General features: G+C 69.8%; 13 protein-coding genes. 7 read left to right on the top strand and 6 right to left on the bottom strand.

Going from position 1 to position 16,586, the window contains the following annotated elements:
• The first annotated feature begins 28 nt into the window (after positions 1–28).
• The gene (locus tag QZV84_RS00710; protein WP_292823907.1) at positions 29–910 is read left to right on the top strand and encodes an FAD:protein FMN transferase; all 882 of its coding nucleotides are present in this window, start codon (positions 29–31) and stop codon (positions 908–910) included.
• Positions 907–2,478 (top strand): FAD-dependent oxidoreductase, encoded by a 1,572-nt coding sequence (locus QZV84_RS00705; RefSeq protein WP_292823826.1) that lies wholly within the window; start codon positions 907–909, stop codon positions 2,476–2,478. The genes QZV84_RS00710 and QZV84_RS00705 overlap by 4 nt, the downstream gene beginning before the upstream one ends.
• Here the strand turns inward: QZV84_RS00705 and QZV84_RS00700 are convergent.
• The gene (locus QZV84_RS00700; protein ID WP_363331844.1) at positions 2,472–4,040 is read right to left on the bottom strand and encodes an ATP-binding protein; all 1,569 of its coding nucleotides are present in this window, start codon (positions 4,038–4,040) and stop codon (positions 2,472–2,474) included. The two genes, QZV84_RS00705 and QZV84_RS00700, sit on opposite strands and share 7 nt — an antisense overlap.
• Positions 4,037–4,771, bottom strand: coding sequence for a response regulator transcription factor (locus tag QZV84_RS00695; protein ID WP_292823823.1), 735 nt, complete (start codon positions 4,769–4,771; stop codon positions 4,037–4,039). Before QZV84_RS00695 ends, QZV84_RS00700 begins: the two co-directional genes overlap by 4 nt.
• 193 nt (positions 4,772–4,964) lie before the next feature.
• Between QZV84_RS00695 and corA the strand changes: the two genes are divergently transcribed.
• A complete protein-coding gene (gene corA, locus QZV84_RS00690; protein ID WP_292823820.1) occupies positions 4,965–5,981 on the top strand; it encodes a magnesium/cobalt transporter CorA in 1,017 nt (338 codons plus the stop codon).
• Between the two features lie 69 nt (positions 5,982–6,050).
• Here corA and gndA read toward each other — a convergent pair whose 3' ends face one another.
• Both gndA and QZV84_RS00680 read right to left on the bottom strand, forming a co-directional pair.
• On the bottom strand, positions 6,051–7,502 hold the full coding sequence (gene gndA / locus QZV84_RS00685; protein ID WP_292823817.1) for an NADP-dependent phosphogluconate dehydrogenase: 1,452 nt from the start codon (positions 7,500–7,502) through the stop codon (positions 6,051–6,053).
• Positions 7,503–7,618: 116 nt separating this feature from the next.
• The gene (locus tag QZV84_RS00680) at positions 7,619–7,744 is read right to left on the bottom strand and encodes a hypothetical protein (protein WP_292823814.1); all 126 of its coding nucleotides are present in this window, start codon (positions 7,742–7,744) and stop codon (positions 7,619–7,621) included.
• A 263-nt stretch (positions 7,745–8,007) separates the two neighbouring features.
• Between QZV84_RS00680 and QZV84_RS00675 the strand changes: the two genes are divergently transcribed.
• Positions 8,008–8,646 (top strand): 50S ribosomal protein L25/general stress protein Ctc, encoded by a 639-nt coding sequence (locus QZV84_RS00675; protein WP_292823811.1) that lies wholly within the window; start codon positions 8,008–8,010, stop codon positions 8,644–8,646.
• Positions 8,647–8,743: 97 nt separating this feature from the next.
• The gene (gene pth / locus QZV84_RS00670) at positions 8,744–9,328 is read left to right on the top strand and encodes an aminoacyl-tRNA hydrolase (protein WP_292823808.1); all 585 of its coding nucleotides are present in this window, start codon (positions 8,744–8,746) and stop codon (positions 9,326–9,328) included.
• Positions 9,329–9,366: 38 nt separating this feature from the next.
• On the opposite strand, the gene QZV84_RS00665 is transcribed toward pth, so the two are convergent.
• Positions 9,367–10,026, bottom strand: coding sequence for a hypothetical protein (locus QZV84_RS00665; protein WP_292823805.1), 660 nt, complete (start codon positions 10,024–10,026; stop codon positions 9,367–9,369).
• 79 nt (positions 10,027–10,105) lie between these two features.
• Here QZV84_RS00665 and mfd point away from each other — a divergent pair, with 79 nt between their 5' ends.
• Both mfd and QZV84_RS00655 read left to right on the top strand, forming a co-directional pair.
• Positions 10,106–13,750, top strand: a complete 3,645-nt coding sequence (gene mfd / locus QZV84_RS00660) for a transcription-repair coupling factor (protein WP_292823802.1) — start codon at positions 10,106–10,108, stop codon at positions 13,748–13,750.
• A gap of 61 nt (positions 13,751–13,811) precedes the next feature.
• Complete coding sequence (locus tag QZV84_RS00655) at positions 13,812–14,411, top strand: gamma carbonic anhydrase family protein (protein ID WP_292823799.1); 600 nt, start codon at positions 13,812–13,814, stop codon at positions 14,409–14,411.
• 21 nt (positions 14,412–14,432) lie between these two features.
• Here the strand turns inward: QZV84_RS00655 and QZV84_RS00650 are convergent.
• On the bottom strand, positions 14,433–16,586 hold a 2,154-nt coding region (locus QZV84_RS00650; protein WP_292823796.1), incomplete at its 5' end, for a phosphoenolpyruvate carboxylase.

Genomic DNA, 16,586 nt, shown 5'->3' with positions numbered 1-16,586 from the left:
TCCGAGGCCGCCGCGTAGCGCGGATCCTGTGCGCGCCTCACCCGAAGCCGACCCGCCGAGCGTGTGGCGGTTCGACGCGATCGGCGCCCCCTGGCAGATCGAGACCACCCGGCCGCTCGGTTCCGACGTCCGGCTCGCGGTCGAGGCCACGATCGCCGCCTTCGATCGGGAGTGGTCGCGATTCCGGTCGGACTCGCTGGTCGCCATGCTGGCGCAGGGCGCGGGAGAGCTTCCCGCCCCCTGCGACGCGGCGGACATGCTCGACGCGTTCGTCGCCCTCGACCGTGCCACCGCCGGCGCGGTCAACCCGCTCGTGGGGGCATCCCTCTCGGCGCGCGGATACGACGCCGGCTACGGCTTCATCGACCGCGGTGCACTCCCGGCACCCGCCGACTGGCGGGAGCGCCTCGCGTGGACCGACGAGCTGATCTCGCTCAGCGCGCCCGGCCTGATCGATGTCGGCGCGCTCGGAAAGGGGCGCCTCGTCGACAGGGTGCTCGACGTGCTCATGCCGCGCGTCGAGGGCGACGTCGTCGTCGACGCGAGCGGCGATCTCGCGGTGCGCGGCACGACGCAGCGCGTCGGGCTCGAGCATCCGTATGAACCGCGTCGCGCGATCGGGGTCGTCGAGCTGACGGATGCCGCGCTCTGCGCGTCGGCGACGAACCGTCGCGCGTGGGGCGCAGGTCTGCATCACGTTCTGGATGCGCGCACCGGTGAGCCGGTCCGCACGATCGCGGCGACCTGGGCGATCGCACCCAGCGCCATGCGTGCCGACGCCGTCGCGACCGCCCTGTTCTTCGACGGTGGTCCCGAACTGGCCTTCGAGTGGGGGATCGAGTGGGTGCGCATGAGCACCGACGGCCGCGTCGAGTGGTCGCCCGGGAGTAGGGCAGAGTTGTTCGTGTGATCGGAACCTTCACCTCGCTGTGGAATCGCGTCTTCGCGGTGCTCGGCCGCGTCTCCATGTACCGACTCGCTCTGCTCTCGCTCGCCGGACTCGCGCTGGTGGCGTTCGTCGTCTCCTTCTTCCAGCTCGTCGCCCCCACGCCCGCCGAGCTGCTCGCGAGCGCCGCGCTGCTGGCCGCCGTGTGTGCTCTGGTGGATGCCGCGGCCCAGGCCGTCGTACGCCTGCCGTGGCGGATCGAGTCCTCGCTGATCACCGCCGGCATCCTGCTGTTCATCCTCCGGCCGACGCTGGAGCCTGCGGGGCTGGCCGGTATCGCGCTCGCCGCCGCCGTCGCGTCGCTGTCGAAGTACGTGCTCGCCTGGCGCGGGCGCCACATCTTCAACCCCGCCGCCGCCGGCGCGGCGGTGCTGACGATCGTGAGCATCTGGCTCCCCGATCTCGGCGCCTCGTCCTGGTGGGTGGGCACCCCGGTGCTGGCCGCACCGGTGCTGATCCTCGGCCTGGCCGTGCTGGTGCGCACCGAGAAGGTGCGCGTCATCAGCGTGTTCCTCGTGGTCGCGGTCGCCGTCGGTGTCGCGCGCACGGCCACGCAGTACCAGCAGGCCGGCCTGCAGATCGAGACCATGGACATCCTGTGGCCCGTGCTGTGGTCATCGCCCTTCCTCTTCCTCGGCGCTTTCATGCTGTCCGAGCCGCTGACCATGCCGCCGCGCCGCTGGCAGCAGTTCACCGTGGCCGCGCTCGTCGGCGTGCTCGCCGGCTGGCCCATCGATCTGGGTGCGATCAGCCTCGGTCAGGAGCGCGCCCTGCTCGTCGGCAACCTGCTCGCGTTCGCGTTCGCGTTCTCGATGCGCTCCGCCGTGAAGCTGACCCTGGAATCGCGCGCCGAGCTCACCCCGACGGTGCAGGCGCTCACCTTCCGCGCGCGTCGCCGCCTGGCCTTCGTGCCGGGCCAGTATCTCGAGCTGGATGTTCCGCACCGGCATCCCGACGCCCGGGGAACCCGCCGCGAGTTCAGCATCGCGTCCGCGCCCGAGGACCTGCCTCTGCTCACCGTCGCATTCCGCGAGGTCCCCGGAGCGAAGTCCCAGAGTTCATACAAGAAGGCCCTTGCGCAGGTGACCGCCGGCGATGCGCTCGCCGTCACGGGTGTGTGGGGCGACTTCATCCTTCCGAAGAAGCCGTCCAGCGCCGTCCTGATGGTCGCGGCCGGCATCGGCATCACGCCCTTCGTCTCGCAGCTGCGGCATGTGCGTCTGGCCGAGCACGATCGCGACATCGTGCTGGTCTACGTCGCGTCCGAGGCATCGGAGCTCGCGTTCCGCGACGAACTCGAGGCGTCCGGCGTCCCGACGATCATCTTCACCCGCGATGAGCCGCAGAACCTGCCGCGGCACTGGCGCTGGGCGCGGGGCGTGCGGCTGGATGCCGCCGGCCTGGAGCAGGTCGTCCCCGACATCAGCGCGCGCCACGTGTACATCTCCGGGCCCGCCGGCCTGATCGCGGATCTCGCCCCGGCGCTCGAGCACGCCCGCTCGATCACGACCGACGCGTTCAGCGGCTACTGACGCGCGGCGGGCGCGGTGGGAGCGGCGGGAGCGAGCGGAAGCCGCACTTCGAACGTCGTGGAGCCCGGGGCGCTGTGCACCGAGAGCGAACCGCCGTGTGCGGTGACGATCGCCTGGGCGATCGACAGGCCGAGTCCGGTGCCGCCGGTCTTGCGCGCGCGTGACCGATCGGCGCGGGAGAACCGCTCGAACAGCTCGTCCGCGATCGCGGGGTCGATGCCGGGGCCGTCGTCGTGCACCCGCAGGACGGCATCCGCCTTCTCGCGGGCGACGCTGAGAGTCACGTTCGTTCCGGCCGGGGTGTGCGCGCGGGCGTTGGCCAGCAGGTTGCCGACGACCTGGTGCAGGCGCGCGCCGTCTCCCGTGATCACGACGGGCTCTTCGTCGAGGTCGAGCTCCCAGCCGTGATCAGGCCCGGCTGGAGTCGCATCGGCGATCGCCTCTATCGCCAGGCGCGACAGGTCGACTGTGCCGTAAACGAGTTCCTGGCCCTCGTCGAGGCGGGCGAGCAGCAGCAGGTCCTCGACCAGCCCCGTCATGCGGATCGACTGGGCCTGGATCCGCTCGAGTGAGGACTCGGTCGTCTCACTGAGCGTGGGATCGCGAAGGGACAGCTCCGAATACCCGCGGATCGACGCCAGCGGGGTGCGCAGCTCGTGGCTCGCATCGGCGACGAAGCGCCGCATCCGCTCTTCGTTGCGCTGCCGCGCGTCGAGGGATTCGCCCACATGGTCGAGCAGCGTGTTCAGCGCGTGGCCGACGCGGCCGATCTCGGTGTGCTCGTCGGTCTCGTCGTCGGGGACGCGCTCGGTGATCGACACAGCGCCCTGCGACAGAGGAAGCGAGGCGACGCGGGTCGCCGTGTCGGCGACCGCGCGCAGCGGCTTGAGCCCGGCGCGGATCACGAGCGCGATGGCCGCGGCCAGCAGCAGCAGGCCTGCGGCGGTCACGAGGGCGATCGTGGTGAGGGTCGCAGCGATCGTGCTGCGCACCTCGGAGATCGGCAGGCCCGCGATCGCGACGAACGAGTCGCCGCGAACGGGCACGATGCGGTAGTCGCCGATGCCGCCGGCGAGCGAGATGGTCGTGAAACCGCCCTGGCCGATGCCGTCGATGACGTGCTCGATCTGCGTGCCGGTCATGCGCACGACCTCGCCGTCTTCGCCCACATAGGCGCCGGTGACCTCGCCGTCGATGGGCTGCACGATGAAGAGGAACCCGGGCTCCTGGCGCCCCTCGTTGAGCACGTCGTACGCGTCGCGGGTGCCGCCCGGGAACTGCGGAATCTGCAGCGCGCGACCGGCCTGCTGGGCGGCGTTCTCGAGCCGGCTGTCGAGGTTCTTCTCCAGCACGCTGCCGAGCGCCGCGCTGGTGGCGATCGCGACGGTCACGAGGATCAGCGAGACGATCCCGATGACGGTCGCCATCAGCCGGGTCTGCAGGCTCCACGGTCGGCGGTGGCGCCGTGCGGATCGATCGGATGCCGCATCCGCGGGTGCCGGAGCGGCATCCGCCCGCGCCTCCACGGTCGGCGGCGAGTCCGCCGACGGGGCTGAGGTCACTGTGGAGCCTTGATCATGTAGCCGACGCCGCGGACGGTGTGGATGAGCGGCTCGCGGCCCTGATCGATCTTCTTGCGCAGGTACGAGATGTACAGCTCGACGACGCTGGAGCGCCCCCCGAAGTCGTAGTTCCAGACCCGGTCCAGGATCTGCGCCTTCGAGACGACGCGGCGCTGGTTGCGCATGAGGAAGCGCAGCAGCTCGAACTCGGTCGCGGTGAGCTCGAACTGATCTCCCGAGCGCTCCACCTCGTGGCTGTCCTCATTGAGGGTGAGATCGCCCACCCGCAGGATCGGCTCGGAGTCGGCGGACTGCGCGCTTCCGGCGCGGCGCATGAGTCCGCGCAGCCGTGCGACGACCTCTTCGAGGCTGAACGGCTTCGTGACGTAGTCGTCGCCGCCGGCGGTGAGTCCCGCGACGCGATCGCTGACCGCGTCCTTCGCGGTCAGGAACAGCACGGGCACGTCGTTGCCCGACTGGCGCAGCCGCTGCAGCACCGCCATGCCGTCGAGGTCGGGCATCATGACATCCAGCACCATCGCGTCGGGCTCGAACTCGCGTGCCGCCTGCAGGGCGTGGAATCCCGATCCCGCGGTGCGGACGTCCCATCCCTCCATCCGCAGTGCCATCGACAGCAGGTCGGTCAGCATCTGCTCGTCATCGACGACGAGGACGCGAAGAGCGGAACCGTCCAGGCGACGGAGTGCGGGTGCGGACGCGGTGGTGGTCATGTGTCCATTGTGCGCGCGTTCCTATGTGCTTCCTATGGAGCAAGTTATGCGGTGGCTGTGAAATCCGCGCAAGCGCGGCCGCGTCGTGAACGCGCTTCCGGTTCCGCCGATGTACAGGACTCGCTTCGCATTCATGGTGCCATCGTGCCCGATGCGGCGCCCGGCGGCCCGTAGAGTGTGCGCGGAGGTCACCATGACAGTCGTGGACAATGCCATCTATGTGGGCGGGCACCGCACTTCGGACCCTTCGTCACTGGATCAGACCTTCGAGGAGATGAGCGCTCGGCACGGCATGGCCTGGATCGGACTGTACCGGCCCGATGAGAGTGAGCTTCGCGAGATCGTCGAGGAGTTCGGCCTGCACTCGCTTGCAGTCGAGGATGCGCTGAGCGGGCATCAACGCCCCAAGCTCGACCATTACGGCGACTCGGTGTTCATCGTGCTGCGCCCGGCGCGCTACCTGGACTCTGAGGAGGAGGTTGAGTTCGGCGAGGTGCACGTCTTCGTCGGACCCGGGTTCATCGTGACGGTGCGCCACGCGGAGTCTCCCGATCTGGCGAAGGTGCGCAGCCGGCTGGAGGGCGATCCGGAGCTGCTCGCGAGGGGTCCGATGGCCGTGCTGTACGGGATCGTCGACGAGGTGGTCGACGAGTACGGGCCTGTCGTCGCGGGGCTCGAGAACGACATCGACGAGATCGAGGACCAGCTCTTCGCGAACGACCCGGCCGTCGCGCGCCGCATCTTCTCCCTCACCCGCGAGGTCATCGACTTCCAACGGGCGGTCGGCCCCTTGATCCCGATCTTGGAGAGGCTCCAGCTCGAGGCGGAGTCCTTCGGCATCGATGTCGAGGTCGGACGCGGATTCCGCGATGCGCACGACCACGTCATCCGCATCGTTGAGCGCTCGGCGAGCTTCCGCACCATCCTCGAGAACTCACTGCTGCTGCACGCCACCCTCGTCACTCAGCGCCAGAACGACGCGATGGCCGAGATGACCGAGTTCAGCCTCACGCAGAACGAGCAGGTCAAGAAGGTGTCGGGCTGGGCGGCGATCCTCTTCGCGCCGACGCTCGTGGGCACGGTCTACGGCATGAACTTCGACTACATGCCCGAGCTTCACTGGAGCTTGGGCTACCCCATGGCACTGGGGCTCATGGCGGCGACCAGCCTCACGCTGTACACGATCTTCAAGCGAAAAGGCTGGCTCTAGTCCGATTCCGGGGGCTCAACCGTGTCAGAGCCCCTGCTGACGGAACTCCGGTTCACGTCGCCGTCGGGGTCAGTGGTGGGTGTCTCCGGCTTCGATCTCGGTGCGGTCGCCAGACCAGAGCGTGTGGAAGGTGCCGGGCCTGTCGGTGCGCTCGTAGGTGTGCGCGCCGAAGAAGTCGCGCTGTCCCTGCACGAGTGCGGCGGGCAGGCGCTCGGCCCGCAGGCCGTCGTAATACGAGAGTGAGGAAGAGAACGCGGGGGCGGGGATGCCGGCGCCCGCAGCGACCTGGACGATCCGGCGCCACGATCCCTGGGCACGGCCGAGTGCCTCGACGAAGTACGGAGCGGTCAGCAGCACGGGCAGGTCAGGGGTCTGGCCGTAGGCGTCGGCGATCCGGTTGAGGAACTGGGCGCGGATGATGCAGCCGCCGCGCCAGATCTTCGAGATCGCACCGAGGTCGATGTTCCAGTCGTATTCGGCGGCTCCGGCGCGGATCTCATCGAACCCCTGCGAGTACGCGACGATCTTCGACGCGTAGAGAGCGAGGCGGACGTCTTCGACGAACGCGTCGGCGTCCCCCACAGTGAAGCCCTCGACCGGTCCGGGGAGTCCTCCCGAGACGGCGCGCTGCTCCGGGTGGCTCGAGAGCGAGCGGGCGAAGACGGCTTCGGCGATCCCCGAGACGGGGACCCCGAGGTTCAGGGCGGTCTGCACCGTCCACGCGCCGGTGCCCTTCGCGCCGGCCTGGTCGAGGATCATGTCCACGAGCGGCTTGCCGGTGGTGGCATCGACCTGACGGAGCACTTCGGCGGTGATCTCGATGAGGTAGGACTCGAGCTCTCCCTTGTTCCACTCGGCGAACACGTCGGCGATCTGGGCCGGGGTTTTTCCGGTGCCGCGCCGGATCAGGTCGTACGCCTCGGCGATCAGCTGCATGTCGGCGTACTCGATGCCGTTGTGCACCATCTTCACGAAGTGTCCGGCGCCGTCATGGCCGACGTGCGTGACACACGGCTCGCCCTCGGCGATCGCGGCGATCGAGCGGAGGATCGGTCCGAGCGTGACCCACGACTCGTCCGAACCGCCGGGCATGATCGACGGGCCCAGCAAGGCGCCCTCCTCACCGCCGGAGATTCCGGCGCCGACGAAGTTGATGCCGGTCTCGCGGACGGCCTTCTCGCGGCGGATCGTGTCGGTGAACAGGGAATTGCCGCCGTCCACGATGATGTCGCCCGGCTCGAAGACGTCCACGAGCGCGTCGATGACGGCATCCGTGCCCGCACCGGCCTTGACCATGATGATCGCCGTTCGGGGCTTGTGCAGCGAGGCGGCGAACTCTTCATACGTCGCCGCCGGGACGAACTCCGCCTCGGGGTGGGCGAGGACGAGGTGCTCGGTCTTGTCGTGGCTGCGATTGTAGACCGCTACGGTGTTGCCCTCACGGCTGGCGAGGTTGCGGGCCAGGTTCGAGCCCATCACCGCCAACCCGACGACACCGATGTTGGCGACTGGCTCTGTCAAGGTGCACTCCTCATGGTCACGCTGGGGGACGTCGTCGAGCCTAGATTCCGGCGCCTCCGCGTCACGCGGCGGTGGCGTGAGGCGCACACCCGCCTCTCAGGCGATGTGAGCGCGCATCAGTCCTTGCGGTAGCCCGCGCGGCCGATCGACCAGAACGCGAACACGGTTCCGATGAGGCCGAGCGCCGAGATGACACCGATCGTGCCGAGGAGCAATGCTGAGGCGGTCTGGCTGTCGAGCATGATTCCTCCGGGTCAGAGAGCGGGCGTCTTCATCGTAGCGGTGCTTTCCCCGACACTGCCGCTGGTAGACTCGGCGATTGAACTTCGGCGAGGGATGTCTCGTACCGGCTGAGAGGTCTGGGTGCGGCATCCGTGATCGACGCGGTGATGCAGGCTCACGGCTTTCCTCACGCGCTCGCGTTCGAGTCGAATGCAGACCCCATACCTGGGCCCCGTGGGGCCCCTAAATCAGAACGGGCCGTGTGCCCGCAAGGAGAATCACCATGGTTACCGAGATCGACACCAAGGTCCATGCCGAGGTTCGCGAGAACTTCGGCAAGGGCTTCGCCCGCCGCCTCCGCGCTGCCGGCAAGATCCCCGCCGTCATCTACGGCCACGGCACCACCCCGGTGCACGTCGCCCTGCCCGGCCACCAGGTCGCGTTGCTCATCCGCCGCGCGAACGCGGTGCTCGAGCTCGACGTGAACGGCACGAAGCAGCTGACGCTGGTCAAGGATGTCCAGAAGGATCCCGTACACCAGATCATCGAGCACATCGACCTTCTCGTGGTCAAGAAGGGCGAGAAGATCCAGGTCGACGTGCCTATCTCGATCATCGGCGAGTCCGCCCCCGGCACGATCGCGTCGCAGGACGCCAACACGGTGCTCCTCGAGGTCGAGGCCACGCACATCCCCGAGCGCATCGAGCTCGACGTCGAGGGCCTCGAGGACGGCACCCACATCACCGCCGCCGACCTACCGCTGCCCAAGGGCGCGTCGCTGATCGTCGACCCCGAAACGCTCATCGTCGCCATCTCGGTGCCGTCCTCGACGCTCGCCGCCGAGGGCGAGATCGCCGAGCTCGACGCCGCCGTGGCCGCCGCCCAGTCGGTCGAGTCCGAGATCGAGGCCGACTCCGAGTAGGACCCGCTTTCGGAGGGGGATGCGGCTGACGCATCCCTCCGCTTCTTCGGCCGCCCGCTGCCTGGCCGTGGCGGGCGGTTCCGGCAGAATGTGAGTCATGGCACAGACGTGGCTGATCGTCGGCCTGGGCAATCCCGGACCGCAGTATGAGCTGACCCGGCACAACGTCGGCCAGATGGTGCTCGACGAGCTCGCCGCGCGGCGCGGGGAGACCTTTCGCGCGCACAAGGCCAACGCACGTGTCGTAGAGACGTGGCTGCGCCCGGGTGGCGCCAAGCTCGTGCTCGCCAAGCCGAACACGTTCATGAACGTTTCAGGCGGCCCGGTCGCGGGGCTCGCGCGGTTCTACGGGGTCGAACCGGACCGGGTCGTCGTCGTGCACGACGAGCTCGACATCCCCTTCGACGCGATCAAGCTGAAGACCGGTGGCGGCCATGGCGGGCATAACGGCGTCCGCGACGTTGCGAAGGCGCTCGATTCGGCCGAGTTCGCACGGGTGCGGGTCGGCATCGGGCGCCCCGCCGGCCGGCAGGATCCCGCCGACTGGGTGCTCGAGCCGTTCGGCCCCGCGGAACGGAAGAACCTGCCTGTTCTGCTCGAAGACGCAGCGGATGCCGTCGAGCAGCTCGTCGAGGAGGGACTGCTCGCCGCGCAGCAGAAGCACCACGCCCCGCGGGTCTAGTGTCCGGTGCGGGCGCGGGCTCAGCCGCGGGCGAGGGCTCAGCCGCCGACGGACGCGCCGGAGGCGAATCCGGCGGCCAGGAGCACCTGCACGCCGGCCGCAAAGGCGATCGGGCCGATGACGGCGATCACGACCGCGGCGATGCCCCACCCTCGCCCGCGATTCCTGATGATCGCGACGGTGCCCTGCACCAGCGCCCAGATCCCGAGCATGGTTCCGGCCCAGAAGGCGATCTCGCCCAGCAGCACCGACTCGCGCACGGGGGTCAGGATCGACCAGTCGAAGTCGACGCCGGCGGGGTTCAGCACGATGCCGCGTCCGGTGCCGAGGCCGATGCGGTAGCCCGCGACGGCGCCGAGGATCGTCGCGCCGAGCGCGGCGGTCACAGCCAGCGCGAATGCGACGACGCCGACCCCCGATCCGCCGGCCGGCCGGGGCGGCTGAGGCGGGGGTGCGAAGGGGCCGTACCCCTGGGGCGGCAGCGCGTACCCGTGGGGCGGTGCGAACGTCGGCGCCGGTGCGGCGTAGCCCTGTGGCGCGGCGTACCCCTGCGGCGGTGCCGCGGCGGGTGCAACAGCGGGTGCGGCGTACGGGGGCATCGGCGGCATCGGCGGGATCCCACCGGCGGCCGGCGCGGGCGGTGCGGTCGGGGTCGTCTCGCCGGGCGTCGCCTGCCCGCTTGCCGCACTGTCGCTCACGAGCCTCATCCTACGAGGCCCGGCGCGATCGGCTCGGGCCCGAGAGGCGAGTGTCGGCCAGCGCCCGTAGACTCGTGCGGTGACAGTTCCCGGGATCGTGCGCGCCCTCGAACAGGCGGAGTCTTTCCGGGATGCCGTTGAAGCCGGGGCCGGGCCCACGCGCCGAGAGGGCGTGGGGGCCTTCGATGCAGACTTCTCGCTCGTCGAGGGTCTCGACGCCCCGCTTCTGGCCTCCCTGCTCGAGCGTCGCCGCGCAGCCGGTCGTGCCGGCGCTCTCTTGGTCATCGCCCCCACGGGGCGCCGCGCGGAATCGCTGGGTCCGGCGCTGGAGGCGCTCCTTCCCGGCGCGGAGGTCATGCACTTCCCCGCCTGGGAGACGCTTCCGCACGAGCGACTGAGTCCGAGCCCCGAAACCGTCGGGCACCGTCTCGACGTGCTGAAGCGGATCGCCCGCTGGACGGGTGAGAGGCCGCTCGTGGTGACCTCGTCGGTTCGCGGCGCGCTGCAGCCGCTCGCGGCCGGGCTGGCGGACGCGGTCGAGGTCCACCTCGCCGTCGGCGAACGCGGCCACGACCTCGCGCAGGTGTCGGCGCGACTGGTCGAGCTCGCCTATCACCGCGTCGACATGGTCTCTCGCCGCGGCGAGTTCGCGATGCGCGGCGGCATCCTCGACGTGTTCCCGCCGATCGCCGACCATCCTTTCCGCATCGAATTCTTCGGTGACGAGGTCGACCAGATACGTGCGTTCTCGGTCGCCGATCAGCGTTCGCTGCCGGGCGAGGTCGTCGCGGTGGACCTGCCGGCGAGCCGCGAGCTGCTGCTCACTCAGGCCGTGCGCGACCGGGCCCGTCAGCTCAAGGAGGAGTTCCCCGGCATCCGCGGGATGCTCGAGAAGATGGCCGAGGGCATTCCCGCCGAGGGCATGGAATCGCTCATCCCCGCGCTTGTCGACGACATCGTCACCGTGGTCGACTACCTGCCCGAGGGCTCCGCGATCGCCCTGGTCGATCCCGAGCGGGCGGTCACCCGCGCGGTCACGCTCCTGGAGACCAACCGCGAATTCCTCGAAGCGGCGTGGAGCGCAGCGACTGCCGGCGCGGCGAGCCCCGTCGACATCGGCTCGGGCGACTTCGTGAGCCTGCCCGCACTGCGCGAAGCAGCTGGACAGCACGGCATCGCATGGTGGACGCTGAGTGCGTTCGACTCGGGTGCGGCTGACGCTTCGGCCGAGGGTCTGCTCGAGGTCGCCGCCGGCGCCGTCGTGCGGGTGCCGGGAACGTCGGTGCCGTCGTTCCAGGGCAACCTCGACGGTGCGACTGCGCACGTCGGAGAGCTGCTCGCGGCCGGGTGGCGTGTCGTCGTGGCCGCTTCCGGCGCCGGGCTCGTCGAGCGCGCGCGCGACGTCATGGCCGAGCGCGGCATCGCCGCGCGGCGTGTCGACGAGGTGCTCGAGCCGCCCGAGCCCGGCGTCGCGCATGTGGTGCTCTCCGCACTCGAGCGCGGATTCGAGGCCCCCGACGCAAAGCTCGCGGTGCTCACCGAGACGGAGTTCTACGGGCGCACGATCGGCGGCGACCAGCGCCTCGTCAAGAAGCTCGCCTCGCGTCGTCGCAACGTCGTCGACCCGCTGCAGCTGAAGACCGGCGACTTCGTCGTGCACACGACCCACGGCATCGGCAGGTTCGTCGAACTCACCCAGCGCGAGGTCTCCAGCGGCGGCCGCAACCCCGTCAAGAGCGTCCGCGAATACCTCGTCCTCGAATACGCCCCCTCGAAGCGGGGATACCCCGGGGACAAGCTGTACGTGCCCACCGACCAGCTCGACCTGCTGTCGAAGTACGTGGGCGGCGAGGCGCCGGCGCTTTCGAAGATGGGCGGAAGCGACTGGGCCCAGGCGAAGGGTCGCGCCCGCCGCGCGGTGCGCGACATCGCGGTCGAGCTCGTCAAGCTGTACTCCGCCCGGATGGCGGCCAAGGGTCACGCGTTCGGCCCCGACACGCCCTGGCAGCGCGAGCTCGAAGAGGCGTTCCCGTTCGCGGAGACCCCTGATCAGCTCCAGACGATCGACGAGATCAAGGCCGACATGGAGAAGCCGATCCCGATGGACCGGCTGCTGTCGGGCGACGTCGGCTTCGGCAAGACGGAGGTCGCAGTGCGGGCCTCGTTCAAGGCGATTCAGGACGGCAAGCAGGTCGCGATGCTCGTGCCGACCACTCTGCTGGTCAAGCAGCACCTCGAGACGTTCACCGAGCGCTTCGCCGGCTTTCCCGTGCAGGTGCGCGCACTTTCGCGCTTCCAGACCGACAAGCAGGCCCGCGACACGCTCGCCGGGCTCACCGACGGCACCGTCGACATGGTGATCGGCACGCACCGCATCCTCACCGAGGGCGTGATCTTCAAGGATCTCGGGCTGCTGATCATCGACGAGGAGCAGCGCTTCGGCGTCGAGCACAAGGACAAGCTGAAGAAGCTCAAGACGAACGTCGACATCCTCGCGATGAGTGCGACCCCGATCCCGCGCACGCTCGAGATGGCGGTGACCGGCATCCGTGAGATGTCGACGCTGCAGACACCGCCCGAAGACCGGCATCCGATCCTCACGTACGTCGGCGCGCGCAACGACAAGCAGATCGCCGCCGCGATTCGCCGCGAGCTGCTGCGTGAAGGGCAGATCTTCTACGTGCACAACCGCGTGCAGTCCATCCAGCGGGTCGCGGCGCACCTGGCCGAGCTCGTGCCCGAGGCGCGCATCGCCGTCGCGCACGGGCAGATGGGCGAGCACGCGCTCGAGCAGGTCGTCGACGACTTCTGGGAGCGCCGCGCGGACGTGCTGGTCTCCACCACGATCATCGAGACCGGACTCGACATCGCGAATGCGAACACGATCATCATCGATCGCGCAGACAAGTACGGACTCTCGCAGCTGCACCAGCTGCGTGGCCGGGTCGGCCGTGCCCGCGAGCGCGCGTACGCATACTTCCTGTACGACGAGAACAAGCCGCTCTCCGAGACCGCGGCCGACCGCCTCGAGACGATCGCCGTGAACAACGACCTCGGCAGCGGCATGCAGGTCGCGCTGAAGGACCTCGAGCTGCGCGGCGCGGGCAATCTCCTCGGCGCCGAACAGGCCGGGCACATCGCCGGCGTCGGCTTCGACCTGTACCTGCGCATGATCGGAGAGGCCGTCGCCACCTTCCGCGGCGAAGAGACCGAGGGCCCGACCGAGCTGAGACTCGAGCTGCCCGTCCAGGCACGCATCCCCGAGTCGTACATCGACAGCGAGCGCCTGCGACTCGAGGCCTACCAGAAGCTTTCGGCCGCGGCATCCGCCACCGCCAAGGACGACGCGATCGACCTCGTGGTCGAGGAGCTGACAGACCGCTACGGCGAGCTGCCCGCCGAGACCGAGGGCCTTCTCGCGGTCGCCCGTCTGCGCCGCCGTGCCGCGCAGGCGGGCCTCGCGGATGTCGTCGCGATGGGTCCGAACCTGCGGATCGCGCCGGCGAACCTGGCCGATTCGATGCGCGTGCGCCTGCAGCGGCTCCACCCGGCCTCGAAGGTGCTGGCCGGGGGAGAGGCGATCGTCATCCCGATGCCCCGCGCCGGCGATGAGCGGCTCTCGGATGCCGCTCTGATCGCATGGGTGCACCAGCTGCTCGACCAGCTCTTTCCGCAGCCGGTCGCCGCTCCCGCCGTTGCCGCGTCCGCCGATACCGCGTCCTGATCTCGGCCACCCTCGACAGGTCGCACCGGAGCGCTACGCTGGCACCGACCGAGGAGGAACCGTGCAGTTCGAGCACCTCGGGGCTCGGCCCCGCATCCATCCCGCTGCCGTGATCTCCCCGACGGCGGTGATCAGCGGAGATGTCACCATCGGCGAGGACTGCCAGGTGCTGCACGGAGCGGTGATCACCGCTGAAGGCGGGCCGATCACGCTCGGCACGAACGTCATCGTGATGGAGAACGCGCTCATCCGCGCGAGCGCCGCGAATGCCGTGCACATCGGGGATCACACGCTCGTCGGTCCGATGGTGAGTCTCTCGGGTGCGACCGTCGGCGACGAGGTGTTCCTCGCGACCGGCACGCGCGTCTTCAACGGAGCGCGGATCGGCGAGCGAAGCGAAGTGCGCATCAACGCCGTCGTGCATCTGCGCTCGGTGCTGCCGCCCGACAGCGTCGTGCCGATCGGCTGGGTCGCTGTCGGCGATCCGGCGCAGATCCTGCCCGCCGAGCGCCACGAGCAGATCTGGGCGGCGCAGAAGGAGCTCGACTTTCCGGGCTACGTATTCGGCATCGATCGCGACACGCCCGACCTCATGGTGCAGCTCACGGAGCGCTACGGCCGCAGCCTGGCCCGGCACGAGCGCGACATCCGCCTGGACTGACGGCACGAGCCCTCTCGCGGGTCAGCCGGTGTTCTGCAGCCCGGCGGCGACCCCGCTGACCGACAGCAGCAGGAGGCGCTGCTGCTCCGGGTCGGTCGCAGCCCCGGATGCGGCATCGGCGCGCAGGGCGCGCAACGATCTCAGCTGCAGCAGTGACAGCGCATCCACGTACGGACTGCGCATCTTCACCGCACGCTGCAGCACGGGCTTGTTATCCAGCACGTCGGATCCGGCGGTGACACGCACGACCCACAGCCGCGTGAGCTCCATCTCATCCATCACGAGGTCGGCGAGGTCGTCGCGGTCGCCGAGGTCGAGGTAGCGGCGCGCGATGCGCGGGTCGGCCTTCGCCAGGCTCATCGCCACGTTGTCGACCATCGTCTGGAACAGCGGCCACTCCTGGTACGCCCGCCGCAGCATGTCTTCGTCGCCGACCGCCTCCAGCGCGGTGCCGAGACCGAACCAGCCGGCCAGGTTGATGCGCGCCTGCGTCCACGCGAACACCCAGGGGATCGCCCGGAGGTCTTCGAGCGACTCGACCGAGAGGCCGCGGCGCGCGGGCCGGGAGCCCAGTGCGAGCAGGCCGACCTCTTCCATCGGAGTGACCTGGGCGAACCACGGCGCGAAGCCGGGGGCCTTCACCAGTTCGAAGAAGCGGGTACGGGATGCCGTGTCCATCGTCGCTGCGACGCCGGCGTAGCGCTCGGCGGCGTCGCTGTTGCGCTCTTCGATCGACGGCGCCGAGGCCATCAGGACGGCCGCTGCGACCTGGTCGATGTGGCGCATCGCGATCGCCGCATCGCCGTAGCGCGCGAAGATGACCTCGCCCTGTTCGGTGAGCTTGAAGCGCCCGTCGACCGAATGCGGCGGCTGCGCCAGGATCGCCGAGTTCGCCGGCCCGCCGCCGCGGCCCAGGGCGCCGCCGCGGCCGTGGAACAGCGTCAGCTCGATGCGGTTCTCCTGCGCCCACGCGGCGATCGCGGCCTGCGCGACATACAGCGCGAGGTTCGCGGCGACCGGACCGACGTCCTTCGACGAGTCCGAGTATCCGAGCATGACCTCAAGACGTCGCCCGGTCGCGTCCAGCCGCGCGGCGAACTCGGGGTGCTCGACGATCTCAGCGAGGATGTGCGGGGCTGCCTGCAGGTCGGCGAAGGTTTCGAACAGCGGGATGACGTCGAGCACGGGGGCGGCAGAACCCGCGGCGGCGTACTCTGCGAGCCGGTGCACGTTCGCGAGGTCCTGCGCGGACTGCGTGAACGAGACGATGTAACGGCCGGCGGCACGCGGGCCGTAGCGCTTCTGGAGGAACGCGACGGCGCGGAAGACGTCGAGCACCTCCTCGGCGAGTTCGGAGCGCGGACCGCCGGCATCCAGCTCCGCGAGCACCTTCGCGTGCACGGCGGAATGCTGGCGCACCTCGAGTTCGGTGAGGTGGAAGCCGAACGTCTCGACCTGCCACAGCAGCTGCTGCAGGTGCCCGTAGGCATGGCGCGGGGCGCGTGCCTGCACCAGCGAGTCCTGCACGACGCGCAGGTCCGCGAGGAGCTCGTCGGGGTCTGTGTAGGCCAGGTCGGCGTCGCGGGCGCGGGTCGCCGAGATCTTGCGGGCGATCAGCAGCAGGATGCGGCGGTGCGGCTCGTTCGGCGAGCGCTTCGCGATCTCGGTCGCGGCGTCCTCATCGGCGGCCTTCAGCCGCTGCCACAGGGCGAGCAGAGCGTCGCTCGGGGGAGTGGCGGCGGCATCCAAGGTGAGACCGCGTCCGATGCGGTTGGCCGCGCGTTCGAGCCCGAGCAGCACATGCTCGCTCGCGATCGCAGCCGCCTTCCGGGTGACGGATGCCGTCACGAACGGGTTTCCGTCGCGGTCACCGCCGACCCACGAGCCCACGCGCACGAACGGACGTACGACCGGCGCACGGCCGCCCGCGCCCGGGCCCTGAAGTGCGTCGTCGACCTGGCGGTACACGTGCGGAATCGCGGTGAACAGCGTCTCGTCGAAGACGGCCATGACCGCACGCACCTCGTCGGTCGGTGAGGGCTTCTCGGGGCGGAGCGGCGCTGTGCGCCACAGCGTGTCGATCTCCTCGAGCATCCTCCGCTCGGCCCGACGCTGGTCGGCACGCTGTTGTTCGACACGCGGTTGTTCGACACGCGGTTGTTCGACACCGTTGCG

This window comes from Microbacterium sp., from assembly GCF_011620715.1.
Lineage (GTDB): Bacteria > Actinomycetota > Actinomycetes > Actinomycetales > Microbacteriaceae > Microbacterium.
Note: the sequence above shows the minus strand (reverse complement) of the source record. Positions and strands in the feature narration are given on the sequence as shown.